The organism is Mastigocladopsis repens PCC 10914 (assembly GCF_000315565.1).
GTDB lineage: Bacteria > Cyanobacteriota > Cyanobacteriia > Cyanobacteriales > Nostocaceae > Mastigocladopsis > Mastigocladopsis repens.
The window spans coordinates 6,052,145-6,069,559 of record NZ_JH992901.1 but is presented as its reverse complement, the minus strand read 5'-3'; the positions used below and the strand labels follow the sequence as shown (position 1 = coordinate 6,069,559).

At 43.1% G+C, this 17,415-nt stretch carries 10 protein-coding genes (1 of these 10 running past the window's edge); 4 read left to right on the top strand and 6 right to left on the bottom strand.

The features are described 5' to 3' along the window. From MAS10914_RS0129015 to MAS10914_RS0129000, 4 genes are all read right to left on the bottom strand, one after another. Window positions 1–2,569: the 5' portion of an nSTAND1 domain-containing NTPase gene (locus MAS10914_RS0129015; protein ID WP_017319461.1), read on the bottom strand. The gene continues 83 nt to the left of window position 1, outside the view; the window shows 2,569 of its 2,652 coding nt (coding positions 1–2,569); the start codon lies at window positions 2,567–2,569; its stop codon lies beyond the left edge, outside the window. After that, on the bottom strand, window positions 2,569–4,026 hold the full coding sequence (locus MAS10914_RS0129010) for a DUF4062 domain-containing protein (RefSeq protein ID WP_017319460.1): 1,458 nt from the start codon (window positions 4,024–4,026) through the stop codon (window positions 2,569–2,571). The genes MAS10914_RS0129015 and MAS10914_RS0129010 overlap by 1 nt, the downstream gene beginning before the upstream one ends. Window positions 4,027–4,809: 783 nt before the next feature. Then, entirely contained in the window at window positions 4,810–4,977 is a 168-nt protein-coding gene (locus MAS10914_RS36050; RefSeq protein ID WP_232224254.1) for a hypothetical protein, read from the bottom strand. A gap of 28 nt (window positions 4,978–5,005) precedes the next feature. Further along, window positions 5,006–5,617, bottom strand: coding sequence for a DUF4231 domain-containing protein (locus MAS10914_RS0129000; RefSeq protein ID WP_017319458.1), 612 nt, complete (start codon window positions 5,615–5,617; stop codon window positions 5,006–5,008). Between the two features lie 348 nt (window positions 5,618–5,965). On the opposite strand from MAS10914_RS0129000, the gene MAS10914_RS0128995 reads away from it, so the two are divergent. After that, window positions 5,966–7,255: a Glu/Leu/Phe/Val family dehydrogenase gene (locus tag MAS10914_RS0128995; RefSeq protein WP_017319457.1), complete on the top strand. Its 1,290-nt coding sequence runs from the start codon at window positions 5,966–5,968 to the stop codon at window positions 7,253–7,255. A gap of 55 nt (window positions 7,256–7,310) precedes the next feature. Here the strand turns inward: MAS10914_RS0128995 and MAS10914_RS0128990 are convergent, their stop codons facing one another. Together MAS10914_RS0128990 and MAS10914_RS31325 are read right to left on the bottom strand one after the other, a co-directional pair. Further along, complete coding sequence (locus MAS10914_RS0128990) at window positions 7,311–9,392, bottom strand: serine/threonine-protein kinase (protein ID WP_017319456.1); 2,082 nt, start codon at window positions 9,390–9,392, stop codon at window positions 7,311–7,313. Between the two features lie 98 nt (window positions 9,393–9,490). Continuing rightward, window positions 9,491–9,721, bottom strand: a complete 231-nt coding sequence (locus MAS10914_RS31325) for a hypothetical protein (protein ID WP_017319455.1) — start codon at window positions 9,719–9,721, stop codon at window positions 9,491–9,493. A gap of 249 nt (window positions 9,722–9,970) precedes the next feature. On the opposite strand from MAS10914_RS31325, the gene MAS10914_RS0128985 reads away from it, so the two are divergent. The 3 genes from MAS10914_RS0128985 (at window position 9,971) to MAS10914_RS0128975 (ending at window position 17,310) form a co-directional block, all read left to right on the top strand. Next, window positions 9,971–11,818: a ShlB/FhaC/HecB family hemolysin secretion/activation protein gene (locus tag MAS10914_RS0128985; protein WP_017319454.1), complete on the top strand. Its 1,848-nt coding sequence runs from the start codon at window positions 9,971–9,973 to the stop codon at window positions 11,816–11,818. A gap of 40 nt (window positions 11,819–11,858) precedes the next feature. Next, the gene (locus MAS10914_RS31320; protein ID WP_017319453.1) at window positions 11,859–14,453 is read left to right on the top strand and encodes a two-partner secretion domain-containing protein; all 2,595 of its coding nucleotides are present in this window, start codon (window positions 11,859–11,861) and stop codon (window positions 14,451–14,453) included. A 64-nt stretch (window positions 14,454–14,517) separates the two neighbouring features. Further along, a complete protein-coding gene (locus MAS10914_RS0128975) occupies window positions 14,518–17,310 on the top strand; it encodes a CHAT domain-containing protein (protein ID WP_017319452.1) in 2,793 nt (930 codons plus the stop codon). The last annotated feature ends 105 nt before the right edge of the window (window positions 17,311–17,415 follow it).

The following is a 17,415-nucleotide window of genomic DNA, read 5'->3' as shown; positions in this document are numbered from 1 at the left end:
TTGTCTTGCCGCCGGGACTGAAACTGACGCCCAAGACCGCATCACTATGACCATTCAAGGTTTTGAGCAATTGCCCTTGCAGGTTCCACAACCGTACCGTCTTATCATCACTTGCCGAAGCAATTGTCTTGCCGTCGGGACTGAAACTGACACCATTGACCTCATCGCTATGACCATTCAAGGTTTTGAGCAATTGCCCTTGCAGGTTCCACAACCGTACCGTGTTGTCCGCACTTGCCGAAGCAATTGTCTTGCCGTCGAGACTGAAACTGACTCCAATGACCGCAGAGCTATGACCACTTAAGGTTTTGAGCAATTGCCCTTGCAGATTCCACAACCGTACCGTGTTGTCCGCACTTGCCGAAGCTATTGTCTTGCCGTCGGGACTGAAAGCTACGCCATAGACCCGATCGCTATGACCATTCAAGGTTTTGAGCAATTGCCCTTGCAGATTCCACAACCGTACCGTCTTGTCCCTACTTGCCGAAGCAATTGTCTTGCCGTCGGGACTGAAACTGAGGCCATTGACGATATCGCTATGACCATTAAGGGTTTTGAGCAATTGCCCTTGCAGATTCCACAACCGTACCGTCTTGTCCCTACTTGCCGAAGCAATTGTCTTGCCGTCGGGACTGAAACTGAGGCCATTGACGATATCGCTATGACCATTAAGGGTTTTGAGCAACCGCCCGTCACTGCTCCACAACTTCACTGTATTGTCCGCACTAACAGAAGCAATCGTCTTACCATCTGGACTGAAACTAACGCCCCGGACCGCAGTACTATGTCCTTCTAAACGATTACGTTCATTCACCTCATAAACTGCTTGTCTTAGTGCCACGATACTCTGCTCCCGAATTTGGGAATCATCTATGCCCAACCAAGCTACTCTTTGCTGTTTTATCGTAGCTTTAAGACTTTGCATCAAAGCATCGAACTTTTGATCTGAGGAGAAAAGCAACTCTGATTTTTCTATTAAACCTTTGATTTCATTTTGTTGAGCTTCGCGGTACTGAAAGAAAGCCACCAGCCCTAGCCCAGTGGTAGCAAAAAAAGCAGCAAGTAGAGCAATCAGAGCTTTTCTTTGAAGTTCAATTTTCTCCCTTTGTCGCCTCAGTTCCTCCTTCTGGCGTCGCTCTTTCTCAGCCAACTCATCATCACGAGTTCTAGCACTCTCCTCTAAAAACTGCATTGCTTGCTCAAACTGCGGGTTATAACGCCCAGCCCAAGCTGAATTAGGTTTATTGCGTTCTTGCCAATTCAAAGCAATTGTCAGTTCTGGATCGCGGAGTTTAGCGTCTTTTTCCTGGTACAGTGCTGATGTTTCCGCCAAACGGCGATAAATCCGAGCCGATTGAGCTTCTTCTTCCACCCAGTCTTTTAACTTCTGCCAAACCCGCATGAAACTTTCATGGGAAATATCCAGTACGGAATTTTCATCCAATTTTACACCCACAGGCGGCATGAGAAATGACCGACCAGGGGCGCGGAACTGTTCGACAATATCGATAACTGCTGCTTCGGTTGCTTCCGCAACTGCACAAACTTCACTTATTTTTGTCGGGCGGCGAATCCCGCGACCATCTGGACCTTTCTCTGTGAGACATTTAAACAGTTTTTCCGCAATTTTTTGGCAACGGTCATCTGGTAATTGGTTGTAAATTTCGTCGGCGTGTTGCGACAGCGCCTTGTCCATCCCACCAATTGCCTCATAATGGTGTAGGTCAATTGGTTCTCCAATTTTGTGGTAGTTCCAAGTCCGCATCAGCGCGTGTTGCAAAATCGGCAACTGGTCTGGCTTATCGCCCACATCATTCAGCAGCCGATTCACTAAGCGTGGTGTCATTTGGGCTTCGCCAACGCCAACGGGACCTGTAATTGCTGCTTGCAATTGGTCACGGGTTAAGCGGGGAATCAAGTACTGACTGTCATTCATCGCTTCCGGCAAATCCCGGAATTGGGCGCAGTCCCCCAAAAAGTCGGAACGCATTGTCAGCACAACATAAATGGGCAACTCCTGCTGCTGAGTTGCTTCCAAAAGTAGCTTGACAAATGCTGCGGCTTCATCTCCAGAATCCTTCCTGGGCGAGTTTTGTTTGAAGCGAAACAACTCCTCAAACTGGTCAACCACAATCAGCAAGTTTTCATAACTCGTTCTTCTCGCCTGCTGCACAACTTCGACCAGTCCCAAAGCACCGCGTCGCAGAACTGTTTCAGTAATAATTGTTTGAATCGGGGCATCTTCTGTATCTAAACCAAAGACATCTGGATGATTCAGCGCCTGTGCCAAATTCGCGATGGGGTCATTCCCCGGACGCATGATTGCCACCCGCCAACTTGAGCCAGCTTTGGTCATGAATCCACTGTACAGCGCAGGCAGTAGCCCCGCCCGAACCAGCGAAGATTTGCCGCTTCCCGATGTGCCGACAACTGCTAAAAACCGATGACGGCGCAGCCTGCGGAGTAACTCATCCGTTTGCCCTTCCCGCCCAAAAAACACGTCATTTTCGTGCGCTTCAAAAGGTCGCAACCCCGGAAAAGGATTCAGGCGAGTTTGGGTACTAACCATCACCGTTGCCCTCCCCGGATGTGTTGGGCTACGAATAATTCTAAATCATTGACACTTTGAATTAACTGTGCTTCGCGAGTGCGACACCACCGCCGCTTTTGTTCTGTATGCGGTTCACCCATGAAGATACCTTTCGCCAGCATGGGTTTTGAGCGACCATAACCATAAACTTTTCGTAAATCTCCCAGCTTTGTCCGCACCCACGGTTCATTCACATCACCGCAGTAGATAATCACCACATCACACACTTGTAGTTGCTCTTGATGATACTGACGCACCTGCGCTTCGTCTCCCTCAAACAAAGGCAATATCACTTCAAATCCTTGGTCGTAGAGATAGTCATCGAAAGGAGCGATCGCCTCTCTGTCACGCTGGTCACATATCAAGTAAACTCGCAAAGGTCCATCTTCTGCAATAATATCTTTCGTCGGCTGCGGCGTAGGATTAAGTTTATCTTTAATAATAGTCTTGAATTCTTCCAAGCTTGTCTGAAACAGATCAGCATCACTTTGCAAAGATGTGATAAATTCTTTCTGACGCGGTTCTTGTGGCTGTAATCCCACTGGCATCCAAACTAAGCGCAAAAAATCAGGAGAGTTTTGACTGTGTTGAACCGCGAGTTCATTTTGTAAAACAACAAGCGATCGCTCTGCGCCTTCCGGCACCATACCATACCTAGCACCAACCAAATGGATGGAAAGTTTGCAGCGCTCTAAATTCTCACGCACCACCTGTTCAAAATCAGGATAATAAGGAGGTAGGGATTGTTCTGGCAAAACACTATAACCCCGCTGCTGCAACTCCCGCTTGACTTTGTTACGTTCTTCTACAAGATCGAAAGTCGTTTCTGCTAGATAAATAGTGGTTTCGGTGGGTGCAATGGGAGTTTGTTCAACCGCACCGTTGCTATTACTGGAAAACTTATCCAGCATCTGTTTCATGTCATAAGCCAAATCGTTGACTTTAGTCCAATAATTGCGTTCAGCTTCCACACCAAATATTTTACTGAATTCAATTGGACGCCCAGACTGATCGAACTGATAAAACTCATAGCCCAAAAGTTCTTGCACTTCCTGAGGATGCTGCTTTCGTTCAACTGGGGTTTTGATAACCTTAAAAATCCGCGATTTATCAGCAACACGAACGCCACCTGTGGTTGCAGCAGCTTTATAAAATTCTTTCAATTCTTTGACACACCAATCGGATTTCACATAGCGAGGTGAGAGGACAGAAACCAGCAACGCCACCTTGGGGAATCGTTCTACAATCGTGTCACCGAAATAATCATTGCCTTGCAGTTTTAAATCTCGCCAAATCTTTGGTGTTTCTCCCCGTAGTTGTGCCAAACGGATTCCCAAGGCGCGATGCAAGTCCGAAATCCATCCTTCTTGCCCCTCAGTGAGCGGGTGGTTATCAATGTGGGCGTAACTTATAAAAATGTCATCTTCAAAACCCATCACTTTCTCGACCTCTAACCCAAAATAGGCAGGCAAGATTATCAAAATAAAAGACTTATATAGTCATGCTAGGTGAGTTGTGATAATGAAACAACCGCCAAGACGCTAAGAAGTCTTTTATAAAGTAAAAATAAAATTTTTGTAGCAATTGTCTTAAAAGCCAAGCGATTGCGCGGAGCGCAGACCCCTAAAGGCGTATTGCTAGCGTTAAAGTAAAACGAACAACAAAATGGCTGTTTGCTTTCTCAATTTGCCAGAATGCTTTCTCATTTCAGTAATTCACGTATTCATTTTGGTGTTTTCCGCAAGCAAAATAGCTGATTGCTTTTTCAATTTGCCTAAATGTTTTCTCATTTCAGTAATTCACGTATTCATTTTGGTGTTTTCCGCAAGCAAAATAGCTGATTGCTTTTTCAATTTGCCTAAATGTTTTCTCATTTCAGTAATTCACGTATTCATTTTGGTGTTTTCCGCAAGCAAAATAGCTGTTTGCTTTTTCAATTTGCCTAAATGTTTTCTCATTTCAGTAATTCACGTATTCATTTTGGTGTTTTCCGCAAGCAAAATGGCTGTTTGCTTCCTCAATTTGCCTAAATGCTTTCTCATTTCAGTAATTCACGTATTCATTTTGGTATTTTCCGCAAGCAAAATGGCTGATTGCTTTCTTAATTTGCCTAAATGTTTTCTCATTTCAGTAATTCACGTATTCATTTTGGTGTTTTCCGCAAGCAAAATAGCTGTTTGCTTTTTCAATTTGCCTAAATGTTTTCTCATTTCAGTAATTCACGTATTCATTTTGGTATTTTCCGCAAGCAAAATGGCTGATTGCTTTCTTAATTTGCCTAAATGCTTTCTCATTTCAGTAATTCGCGTATTCATTTTGGTGTTTTCCGCAAGCAAAATAGCTGCTTGCTTTTTCAAGAAGCCAAGAAAATATTCAATCTTTTTCACGAATGATAATAAAATATTAAAATTTTTACTATGAAATATTTTTCTCGGAAGCTTTGTTATCTGTGGGTGATTGAGGAATAATTCCTTTGATTAACTCCTGCTCACCCTCTTGGTTTTGCTTTTCCTTCTTGTACACAACTTCGGTGACATATACATCGACATCACGCTGGAGGATATCTTCAATTTGGGTAGCAAAATTAGGAAAAGCTTCTTGATGACTCTTATAACCATTATAGAGTCCGCTTAATTGGGAGAATTGCCAGCCCTGAGTTTTGAGGGATTCAGCCGTGTGTCGATAATGCCGCCAGCGATCGCCATAGTGAAAAAACTCTTCCACAGCAGAACTGATCGCAACCACTCCACTTAGACCAATTGTGAACCAGCGAACAGATGAAGCAACGTTTTTATCACTAATATTTAAACCTACCAATATAGGAACAATAATGCCGCCGATGATTGCTGTGAGTCGCAATCTGTAATACCAATTCCGAGCATTTCTAGCCCGTCCCCCCATCCACGATACTTGTTCCAGCCAGCGCGATCGCAAAAACTGCTTTTGCAAATCGGACAGTTCGAGTGTTTCGATCAGTTTTTCCAAGCTTTGTTTCGAGCTTGTACGATTGGAATCCTGAGATGACATCTTCACTCCTTAGTCCTGCTCGCCATTTAACTTGCCATATAAATATACAAGTCCATATCCAGAATTATCCAAGAAAAGGCAGCGCGATCGCTCTGTATGGGTAGTTGTCATTGCAGCTGTGCCTCACAGAACACAAAACCGACAGCTTGACATGATGCTCATCTCCATAGTGAACTTCTTTACAAGAGACTGCTACAAAAAAATGTAACGAAATTTACAAAAATACTATTTTTTCGCGAAAAAAGGCTACGCTAGGCATACACATCCAGTTCGTTAAGATACCGCGAATCGGAAAAGCTCTATCATTTCATCGTCTTAGCAGAGATACCGCGAATCAAAAAAAATCTTATGCTTTCATCGTCTCTATTGCCGCTGGAGGCTCCAACCCCCGCGCATATTTGCCCATATGACCAAGCCTGTAGCTATCTAGAACAGGCGGCAAAAGAATTAAAGCTAGACCAAGGTATTTTGGAGGTACTTAGTCACCCGCGCAAGGTCGTCACGGTTTCCATTCCTGTGAAACGAGATAACTCTCAAGTGCAGGTTCTGGCTGGACATCGGGTGCAGCACTGCGATATTTTAGGTCCCTACAAAGGTGGCATTCGTTACCATCCAGCCGTGACGTTGCGGGAAGTGTCAGCCCTGGCAATGCTTATGACCTGGAAATGTGCGCTTCTAGGTATTCCCTACGGTGGTGCTAAAGGAGGTATTGCTTTAGACCCAAAATACTACAGCGTTGGTGAACTCGAAAGAATCACTCGTCGGTACACCAGCGAGTTGATTAAAGATATCGGTCCTGCCGTAGACATCCCAGCACCAGATATGGGAACTTCAGCCCGTGAAATGGCTTGGATGATGGACACATATTCTGTTAATGTTGGTCACGCCGTCCCTGGAGTTGTGACTGGTAAGCCCATTTCCGTAGGTGGTTCGCGGGGAAGGGAAATGGCAACCGGACGTGGTGTCATGTTCATTGTCCGCGAGGCACTGGCAGACAAAGGTCAGTCACTCGTGGGAGCGAGAATAGCCATCCAAGGTTTCGGGAATGTGGGGAGTGCAGCGGCTTTGTTGCTACACGAAGCTGGGGCGAAAGTCATAGCTGTCTCTACCGGTTCTGGGGGAGTCTTTTCAGAAGCTGGTCTAGATATCCCAGCGTTGAAAGCTTATGCAGCTCAGAACCGCAAGAGTGTTTTTGGTTTCCCGCAAGCAGTGCCAATAAGCAATGCAGATTTACTAACTTTGCCCTGTGATGTCTTAATTCCCGCAGCTTTAGAAAACCAGATAACTGAAGAAAATGTGAATCAGGTGCAAGCACAAATTATAGCAGAGGCGGCTAATGGTCCAGTCACTCTCCTGGCAAACCAGGCGTTAGAAGCGAGGGGTGTAACGGTGCTACCTGATATTTTGGCAAATGCTGGCGGTGTCGTCGTGAGTTATTTGGAATGGGTGCAGGGTCTTTCTTATGTATTTTGGGATGAGGAGCGCGTCAATAAGGAATTGGAATACTTAATGGTGCAGGCATACCGCCAAGTCATCCAACAATCTAAGATACGGCAAATTCCTTTGAGGTTAGCAGCTTATACGTTAGGTGTCGGTCGTGTTGCTCAGGCGCTGAGCGATCGCGGTCTTTATCCATAGACTGTGCCCTGTAATATAGCCAAGAATCCCACTTTTGTCTAGGTGGGATTTTAGATTAATTTTTTTCTAATTGTTCGCGTAATTGTTCAGGGGGAAATCCTAATTCAATCGCTTTATTGTATGAGTCGCGTGCTTCTGTTGTTTTTCCTAAATTATCTAAGGCAGACCCTCGGTTAGCCCAAACATAAGGGTCTGTTGGTTCAAACTCTTTGGCTTTGTCTAATGCCGTTAGTGACTCATTGTAGCGTTTTAGCTCTAACAGTGCTAATCCCTTATTTAGCCAAGCAGGATAGAAGTCATTTCTTCTTTCAATTGCTTTGTCAAATGATTGTAAGGCTTCCTTATGCTTTTGGAAGTGTTGTCCTAGTAATATCCCACGATTATACCAAACTTGATAATCATACGGACGAATTTCACTGGCTTGATTAAAAGCTAGAAGAGCTTCTTGAGCGTTGCCAATCACATTAAGTGTATTGCCTTTACCAACTAAAGCTTCATAGAAATTTTTATCAATTTCAAGTGCCTTTTGATAAGAATCGAGTGCATTTTGAGGACGATTCAACTTTTGCAAGACATTTCCTCGATCAGTCCAAGCAATGACGTCTTTCGGATTTCTTTTAAGAAAATCGTTATAAACCCCTAGCGCTTCTTCAAAGTATACCCTGGCTGCTTGTGATCCTTGTAACTGTTCTGTTGCCAAACCAATTTCATACCAAATACTTGGTATATCTGGTCTAATTTGCTTCAGTTTGTCAAAGGACTCTGATGCTTCTTTATATTGTCTTAAGCCAAGATAAGCTAAACCTTTACCACTCCAAGCATCAGCATTATTGAAATCTACTTTAAGCACCTTTTCGTGAGTTTCTAAGGCTTCTTTATATCTGTATAATCTATAGAAAACTTTCCCTTTATTATTCAGCGTTCTAACGTCATCTGTTTTGAGGCTCAATGCTTTATTATATGACTCTAAGGCTCCCGAAAGGCGTCCTAAGCTCAAAAGAGCATCTCCTCGTCCTTCCCAGGCTTCAGCAGAATTTGGTGTGATTGCTATGAGGTTTTGAAATTCTTCAAGAGCTTTTTCTGGTTCACGTAGATTGAGTAAATAATTACCTTGATAGAGATGATATAAAGGTCGGAAAAATGGGTTAATCAATTCTGTACTAACTATGAGAGATCCTACTGTTCCTAAAACAATTGAAACAGACCTAAGCTTTAACAACATTTGAGATTCATCTGATCTTTTCGTAACTGGATAAAATTGTGGCACACAAATTTCGCTTGCCGCTGTCAATTCATTCCAATTCGTGACAAAATCGTCGTTTACCGTTATTTCATCTATATCTTTGAAAATATCGTCTACAGACTGGTAGCGATGTTCGGAGTTTGAGTAAACCATTTTTGTTAAAATAGAAGCTAACAAATCATCAATATCAACTCCCTCAGACCATATTATTTTGTCTTTCTCATCACGTCTTAAATCTCTTGGGTGTTTTCCAGTCAAGAGTTGAATTGCGGTCATACCCAAAGCATAGATGTCACTATTATAATGTGGTTTTCCTGCCAATTGTTCTTGTGGAGCATATCCAGGAGTACCAATCATCGTTTGAGTATGTAAATGTTGCTGGGAAGACGAATATCTAGAATCTAATTGTTTGACTGCACCAAAATCAATCAAAACAAATTTTTTATCTTCCTGTCTTATCATCACATTGGAAGGTTTAATATCACGATGAATAATATTTATTTTATGCAGATATTTCAAGATTGTCAGTATTTCTCTTAAAAATAAAAGAACTGTTTGCCTTGTCCATCTCTTGTCAAGCAGATGATACAAAGTTTGCCCTTCTATATATTCTTGAACTAAATAATAATTTTCTACTTCCTCAAAATAATTAAAATATTTTGGAATCTGCTGGTTTTGTTGCAAATGAAAAAGAGTATTTGCCTCTCTTTGAAATAATTTTTTTGCTGTTTCAATATCAGCATTCTGAGGGTCTAGTTTCTTAATCACACAAAGAGAATAGGATGACAAAGTATCTTCAGCCAGATAGGTTATACCAAACCCTCCTCGAGCTAATTCTTTGATAAGTTTGTAACGTCCACCTAGTCGTTTTTCTCTCTGTTTTTCAGTCTTCATATAACTAAGTTTTGGAGTTTAAAGAAATCTTCAGTAACAAAACTATAGCAGTCCTAAATCATTTGTGAGAAACTACTAATGACAAATGGTGAATGACCCTATGACTGACGCCACGCCTGACGGCGTAAGTCCTGCGGACAGGCTGCGCCAACACGTAGTGTGCGCTCTGCGCTTACGGGTATCTCCTCCCCAGAGGCTGCGCCTATGCCTGCAGCACGCTTTGCGCTTACGCCAGTCTCCGTGACAGTTCGTTTCCAACTTGGCTGCACTGGCTCACTAAGGACAACCTTCTCCTGTCCCAGACGCGGCACGAACACGAAAAATTTCACAACTCAATTTCACAACTCAATTTCACAACTCAAATAGGATTGCTATAGATAGACAAAATTCAAAGTATATGCTAGATAATAAATTACGTATATAATTTTGAATTTTAATTGATTTTCCTATACCTGAGTCAAGAAGGTAAATAAATTTTAACTCATTAAAAATTAATTTTAATTATCTTAAATTTTAGTTCTACACTGATACATTAGCAACAGAAACTTTATCTAAGCTTGGTGTCAGGAGCAAATAATATGAATCAAGGCGGGCAGCTTGGGTGTGGAAAACTCAGTTTAGCTGTTGCGTTGGTAATAAATATCTTTATCAGTTTTTCTTATTATAAAGCTTCAGCAAAGAGCTTGCTTAATGAGAGTTCCAATGCCAAAATTTTACCTCTTGCTGAATTTCAGATTTTGACTTTTACTCATAGCAATACAACATCAACTGTTATTCTGTCTCAGGTTCAGAATCCTACTCAGGTTCCTAATCCCATTACTCCAATACCACCACCACAACCAATTCCAACTCCGCAGCCACCACCAGAAACTCCACTTGATCTACCTCCATCTACACCTCCCTCGTCAGCACCACGTCTAGATACTCCTGGAACTATCAGCGTTAAAAAGTTTGAGTTTGAAGGTAACACAGAAAAGGTATTTAGTGATCAAAAGTTAAGCGAGGTAACTGCCCAATTCACCAACAGACCAATCACCTTTACCGAATTGCTGCAAGTTGAGGCTGTTGTGACGAAGCTTTACACTGATGCTGGGTATATCAATTCTGGTGCTTTCATCCCTGCAAACCAAACCTTTCCTCAACAGGGAGCAGTCGTCAAAGTTCAGATTGTTGAAGGTGGACTAGAAGAAATTAAGGTGACAGGTACGAGGCGGTTGAACCCAAACTACTTACGCAGTCGGATACAGCTTGGCACCTCTAGACCGTTGAACCGATATCGCCTACTAGAAGCATTGCAACTGTTGCAACTTAACCCTTTGATTCAAAATCTTTCTGCCGAATTGTCTGCAGGATCCCGTTCAGACCAGAGTTTATTGGAAGTCAGGGTCGTAGAAGCAGACTCCTTTAGGACAGAATTGTTTGTGGATAATGGTCGTGCTCCTAGTGTTGGTAGTTTCCGACGGGGTATCCGCATTAGCGAAGGCAATGTATTTGGCATAGGTGATAGTTTTGCTGCAACATACACGAATACCGATGGGAGTAATGCCCTTGACCTCAACTACGCGGTGCCGCTGAATCCGCGCAATGGTACACTCAACCTGGCAGGCGGATTTACAGATACGACAGTCATTGAACCACCCTTCGATCGCATCGATATTACAGGTGACTCTTTTTACATAGATGTGGGTTTTCGCCAACCAATCATCCAATCTCCTACTCGAGAATTGGCGCTGGGTTTAACTTTTTCTCGACAGCAAAGTAAGACAAAACTTCAAGGAGAGGACTATGCACTTTCTCCAGGCTCTGACGAAAACGGAGAAACCCGCATATCAGCACTGCGGTTTTTTCAGGAATATACACAGCGGAGTCCACAACAAGTCCTTGCCCTTCGCTCTCAATTTAGTCTCGGAGTCGGGTTGTTTGATGCCACTATCAACAACGAACCGCCTGATAGTCGATTTTTCTCCTGGCGGGGACAAGGACAGTATGTGCGACTTTTGGCACCGGAAACCTTGCTCGTATTACGTTCTGACCTACAGTTTACAACAAGAGCACTCGTACCTTTAGAGCAATTTAGCTTAGGAGGTCTGCAAAGCGTCCGGGGTTATCGCCAAGATCAGCTGTTGGTTGATAATGGCTTTTTTGCTTCGGCGGAAGTCAGGTTGCCCGTTGTGCGGGTAGAAAGGGTAGAAGGAGTTTTGCAGGTCGTGCCGTTTGTTGATTTTGGCATTGGCTGGAATAGTTCTGATACAAGCGATCTTGACCCCAATACTTTGGTGAGTGTGGGCTTGGGTTTGCAATGGCAGATGGGCGATGGCTTGACAGCACGCCTTGACTATGGTATAGGGCTGACTGATGTTGATTCCAGCGATCGCACTTTGCAAGAGAAGGGTTTTTATTTTTCAGTTAATTACAGTCCTTTTTAGGAATTCTCTGAGAAAAACAATTTTAAATGAGGAGTTGATAATGAAACAGGGTTGCCGATCCCTATTTTTAATAACCTTACCCCTATGCACTTTAGGAAGTCTTGCGCCTATCACTCACCTCAAAGCGCAAATTTCTGGTGATGGAACTGTCTCTACAACCGTTACCACTCCTGATGGCAGCAATTTCAACATCAATGATGGCACAACAAGGGGAGGAAACCTTTTTCATAGCTTCAAAGAATTTTCTGTACCCACAGGTGGTTCGGCTGTGTTCAACAATGCAACTGATATACAAAATATTATCAGCCGAGTCACAGGTGGTTCGGTTTCTAGTATTGATGGTTTGATTAAAGCCAATGGCACAGCCAACTTGTTTTTACTCAATCCGGCAGGTATTATCTTTGGACCAAATGCCAGCTTGAACATTGGTGGTTCATTTTTGGCAAGTACAGCAAACAGTCTATTGTTTGACAATGGGTTTGAGTTTAGCGCTACCAATCCGCAAGCACCACCACTGTTAACCGTGAATATTCCTATTGGATTGCGGTTTCGGGACAATCCCGGAACCATTACGACTCAATCTGCTAATCTGGAGGTTGCTTCAGGGAACTCCTTAACACTAGTAGGCGGTGATGTGAACTTAGATGGTGGTTCCTTGCAGGCTTTCAATGGTCGTATCGAGTTGGCAGGAGTCGCAGGAACGGGAACAGTTGGACTTTTGAATACAAGTAATAATATTAACTTAAATTATCCAGATAATCTACAGAGGGCAGATGTATCACTAGGAAATGCAGCCAAGGTGGATGTTACTGGTAGAGGCGCGGGCAATGTGGTGGTCACCGCCGGCAATTTAGATATTTCTGGACAAAGTAGCATTTCTGCTGGCATTGCTCAAGGGTTAACGGCAGATAGCCAACAGCCTGGTGACGTGAATCTCGATCTCACAGGAACGCTCAAAGTCAATCAGGACAGCCGGGTTAATAATGTTATTAATACAAGGGCAACAGGTAAAGCTGGTAATATTGATGTCAAAGCGACAACAGTGGATATCAATGGCGGAATACTTCGTACCCGCACTTTGGGGAATGGCGATGCAGGTGACATCAACATTCAAGCTGGTGATATTTTCATAGATAATCCTGCTTATCAACTTCCAGGTCGTAATGTGACACTTGATGATAAGCCTGCACTAGATGCGAGTAATTACAGTAGTGACAACAGTTCCAGGATTGGTAGAGGACGCAGCGGAAATATCTCACTAACTGCTAGTGGTTCAATCTCTCTTATTGGGCGAGGTAGAGACATTGAGAATAAGGTGATTTCCATCTACAACGCCCGTGGTGGAAAAGGGGGTGGTAGTATCTCGCTGCAAGCCGATAAATCAATCTCTTTATCAAATGCTTATCTTGTCAGCAGTACCTTCAGTCAAGATAGCAAAGCCGGTGACATTTCACTCAAAGGCAATGAGTCTATCTCTTTAACAAACAATAGTGGTATTAATGCCGTCAGCTTTAATGGTGGCAATTCTGGAAATCTTACCCTGGAATCTCAAGGTTCTGTGTCTTTGCAAACCAGTACTCTTTCTGCTGAAGTCAGAGGTCTCAACCGCCAAAACCCTGCAAGAGGCAATGCTGGTAAAATTCAAATCATTGGGCGGTCTATTTCAATAACTGACAAGTCATTTGTGACAACAAAATCAAATAATGCTGGTAACCCTGGTAATATTGCAATTATTGCTTCAGATTTTGTCGAAATATCAGGCAAAGATAAATTTTCGAGCCAGACCAACCGCCGTCGTCAAGAGGCAAAACAAACAACCTTGCAGACAAGCAGTGACGACAGAGCTCAGGGACAAGGTGGTGATATCAATATTACTACTGCTACTTTACATATATCCGATGGAGCCAAATTAGAGGCAGAAACTTTCAGCAAATCCCCAGGTGGTAATATCTTTTTGCAGGTACGGGATTTAATTTTCAGAGGTGAGAATAACTTAATCTCTGCTAAAGCTAGCAGCAATGCCAATGGAGGTAATATTACCATTAATGCTCCTGATGGGTTCATCGTCGCTTTCCCCAAAGAGAATAATGACATCATTGCCAATGCTTCTGCTGGTCAAGGAGGCAATATTCAAGTCATAACTCAAGCTATTTTTGGGATGACTGAAGGTCAAGCAATTCCCGGAAACAGAACTAACGACATTGATGCTAGCTCTCAATTTGGCGTTGCAGGTACGGTGAGTATTAATACACCCGATATTAACCCCAATCAGGGGTTAATTGAATTACCAGAGACTGTCATAGACCCGACACAACAGATTGCCCAAAATCCCTGTCACAGAGGTGTAGGTAGCAGCTTCGTCATCACTGGACGTGGTGGATTACCATCTAATCCCAATCAACTCCTCAGCAGTGACAATGTACGCGTTGATTTAGTCAAACCTGTCGCTAGTACGCTCAATTCAATAAGTGCAACTGTCAATCAACTATCTACCAGTCCCAGTGTCAAAAAGATAGTACCCGCTCATGGATGGATTTTTAATGAAAAAGGTGAGGTCGTGTTGACAGCTTATGTCCCCACCAACACTACTTCACAACGCTCGCAGCAAACACCTGCTATTTGTGCTGCGCGTTGAGGCATCTATCCCAGACTGATGGAAATAAGTAACAAGTATAAAAGCTTGACAGGGGGGTTTAACTATGATATTTCAAAAACTTCTACTCAGGAAAATTCAGAATTTTTTCAAAAGAATATATAAGAGGCGATCCGTTTTTCTCGCAGCTTTGTTATTTATTCTCTCAGCAATCTCGCCTGTTGTTGCTAAAGTTTCTTCACCAACCTCCATTGTCCAATCTCAGCAAGATGCTGGACAGTTAGCAAACAAGGCTGTCAAACTATATCAGAGTGGAAAGTTTGCACAAGCAGCGACAGCGTGGGAACAAACAGCGGCTGTTTTTGCGACTCAAGGAGATAGATTAAACCAGGCAATGGCGTTGAGCAATCTCTCTTTGACTTATCAACAACTGGGACAGTGGGACAAGGCTACAAAAGCGATTGAAGACAGTTTAGGACTTTTGAAAATTCCATTAAAAGGAAATGAACAATTAAAAATCCTCGCTCAAAGTTTGGATATTCAGGGGAATTTGCAAAGAGAATTGGGTCAAACGGCAGATGCTCTAAATACTTGGCAACAAGCCACTAAAATCTATAGCCAAACTAATGACCAGGAAAAATTATCACAGAGCAAGATCAATCAGGCTCAAGCAATGCAAGATTTGGGTCTTTATCCCCGTGCTTGTAATACTTTATTAGAACTTTTTAATAAAGAATTGGAGGGGAAAAACTGTCAAGAATTAGGTCAATTAACTCAAGATGAATTAAAGAAAAAGCTTCGATTCATTACAGATAAATCTCCTTCTCTACACACAGTAATGGGATTGAGAAGCCTAGGGGAATTGCTGCGTTCTACAGGACAGCTAGAGCAGTCTCAACTAATTTTAGAAACAAGTTTAAACTTAGCTCAGAAATTAAACTCTCCCGAAGGGCAAGCTGATGCCTATCTTAGTTTAGGCAACACCACAACTAACTTAGCTGAAGTAGAAAGGGTTCGCCGTAAACGAGAGGATTATGAACAAAAAGCTTTAGACTTTTATAGCCAGGTCATAAAGCTGTCACCATCGACAACTATGCGACAGCAAGCACAACTGAATCAACTAAGCCTGTTGCTGAAACTCCAGAGATTAAGCGAAGCAGAAGAATTATGGAGAACGCTCAATTCTCAACTGAGTCACTTGTCTTCCAGTCACACAGGAGTGTACCTCCAAATCAATTTTGCCCAAAGTTTAGTCAAATTAGCTCAAAAAGAGAACTTCAAACTAAAGGCTCATACCCAACTTCCAACTTTCAACGAGATTGATCGGATCTTAGCTAAAGCAGCAGAACAAGCTAGAAGTTTGGGAGATACAAGAGCCGAGGCTCATGCTTTGGGAAATCGTGGCGGACTGTATGAACTCAAAGGATCTATGCAAAATTTATCCCAAGCAGAAGAATTGACAAAACAGGCTCTGGGTATTGCTTCAAATTTTTCAACACCAGACATAGCCTACCAGTTTTTCTGGCAGCTGGGACGAATACGTAGAGAGCAAGGAGATACTCAAGATGCGATCGCCGCTTACACCAAGGCTTATAATGCCCTTCAGTCGTTACGCAGCGAATTAGTGGCAATCAACCCAGAGGTACAGTTTTCTTTTCGGGACAGTGTCGAACCAGTTTATCGACAGCTGGTCGAGTTAGACTTAAAAGATGCAGATTCCTTAAAAAAAGCTGGAAAAAATGAGGAAAGCCAACAACGGCTTATTCAAGCTCGTAGCGTGATAGAATCTCTGCAATTAGCGGAACTGAACAACTTTTTCCGAGAAGCCTGTGTAGAGGCAAATCCCAAACAGATTGATGAAATAGATCAGACCGCAGCAGTTATTTATACAATTGTTTTGCCAGATCGCTTACAGGTTCTTCTTAGCCTACCAAATCAACCTCCAAGCCTTCATACAACCCCAATTTCTCAGGAAGAACTTGAGGAAACTGTGACAAACGTGCGGCGTTCTCTCATAGCTCCTGTCAGTGAAGTCAAGGACTTTTTGCCCATATACAAACAGATGTATGACTGGTTGATTCAACCACTAGAATCGGAGTTAGCAAATAGTAAAGTCAAGACCCTGGCTTTTGTCCTAGATGGGGACTTGCGGAATATCCCTATGGCTATCCTTCACGATGGCAAGCAGTATCTATTAGAAAAGTATGCCATTGCCTTAACCCCTGGTTTGCAGCTAGTCAACCCAAAACCGATTGCAGAGGTTGGTTTAAAAGCCTTAACAGCAGGACTCAGCAAAATCCGCGATGACTTTCCAGCACATGAGGGTTTTAGACCACTCAGTAACGTAGAACTTGAACTCGAACAAATCGAGAAATTTGGAGTCTCATCTCGGGAACTCCTCAACGATAAATTTACGAGCACTGAGATCAAAAAAGAGATTCTTGCTTCTCGTGTTCCTCCTATAGTCCATTTAGCAACTCATGGTCAGTTTAGCTCCAGAGTTGAGGATACGTTTATCCTTTCTTGGGATAGCCGCATCAATGTTAAACAGTTGAGTGACTTGCTGCGAGACAACACCCAGTACCAAGGTAGACCAATCGAATTATTGGTTCTTAGTGCTTGTGAGACAGCCAGTGGAGACAATCGGGCTGCTTTAGGACTGGCTGGAATAGCGGTGCGGGCTGGAGCTCGTAGTACACTGGCGACACTGTGGGCAGTAGAGGATAAAAGTACCGCTCAAATTATGGGTGAATTTTATCATCAGTTAGAGCAAGCTAAGAAGACAAAGGTGAATAAAGCAGAAGCACTGCGTCAAGCACAACTGGCTCTGACGACAAATCAGCAGTACAAGCATCCCCATTATTGGGCACCGTTTGTTCTGGTAGGAAATTGGCAATAAATCAGCGCCGCCACCGCCTACAACATGAATTCCCACGCTGAACATGGAAACAAGAAAAAGAAAAAATGGCATATTAGCGTAGGGTGTGCTCTTCGCCAGCTATAG

What these genes read in the sequence shown, in the direction of transcription:
- MAS10914_RS0128990 (WP_017319456.1), bottom strand. Translation starts at nt 9,392, where the DNA reads ATGAAGACTGAAAAACAGAGAGAAAAACGACTAGGTGGACGTTACAAA.
- MAS10914_RS0129000 (WP_017319458.1), bottom strand. Translation starts at nt 5,617, where the DNA reads ATGTCATCTCAGGATTCCAATCGTACAAGCTCGAAACAAAGCTTGGAA.
- MAS10914_RS0128995 (WP_017319457.1), top strand. Translation starts at nt 5,966, where the DNA reads ATGCTTTCATCGTCTCTATTGCCGCTGGAGGCTCCAACCCCCGCGCAT.
- MAS10914_RS31320 (WP_017319453.1), top strand. Translation starts at nt 11,859, where the DNA reads ATGAAACAGGGTTGCCGATCCCTATTTTTAATAACCTTACCCCTATGC.
- MAS10914_RS0128985 (WP_017319454.1), top strand. Translation starts at nt 9,971, where the DNA reads ATGAATCAAGGCGGGCAGCTTGGGTGTGGAAAACTCAGTTTAGCTGTT.
- MAS10914_RS0129010 (WP_017319460.1), bottom strand. Translation starts at nt 4,026, where the DNA reads ATGGGTTTTGAAGATGACATTTTTATAAGTTACGCCCACATTGATAAC.
- MAS10914_RS0128975 (WP_017319452.1), top strand. Translation starts at nt 14,518, where the DNA reads ATGATATTTCAAAAACTTCTACTCAGGAAAATTCAGAATTTTTTCAAA.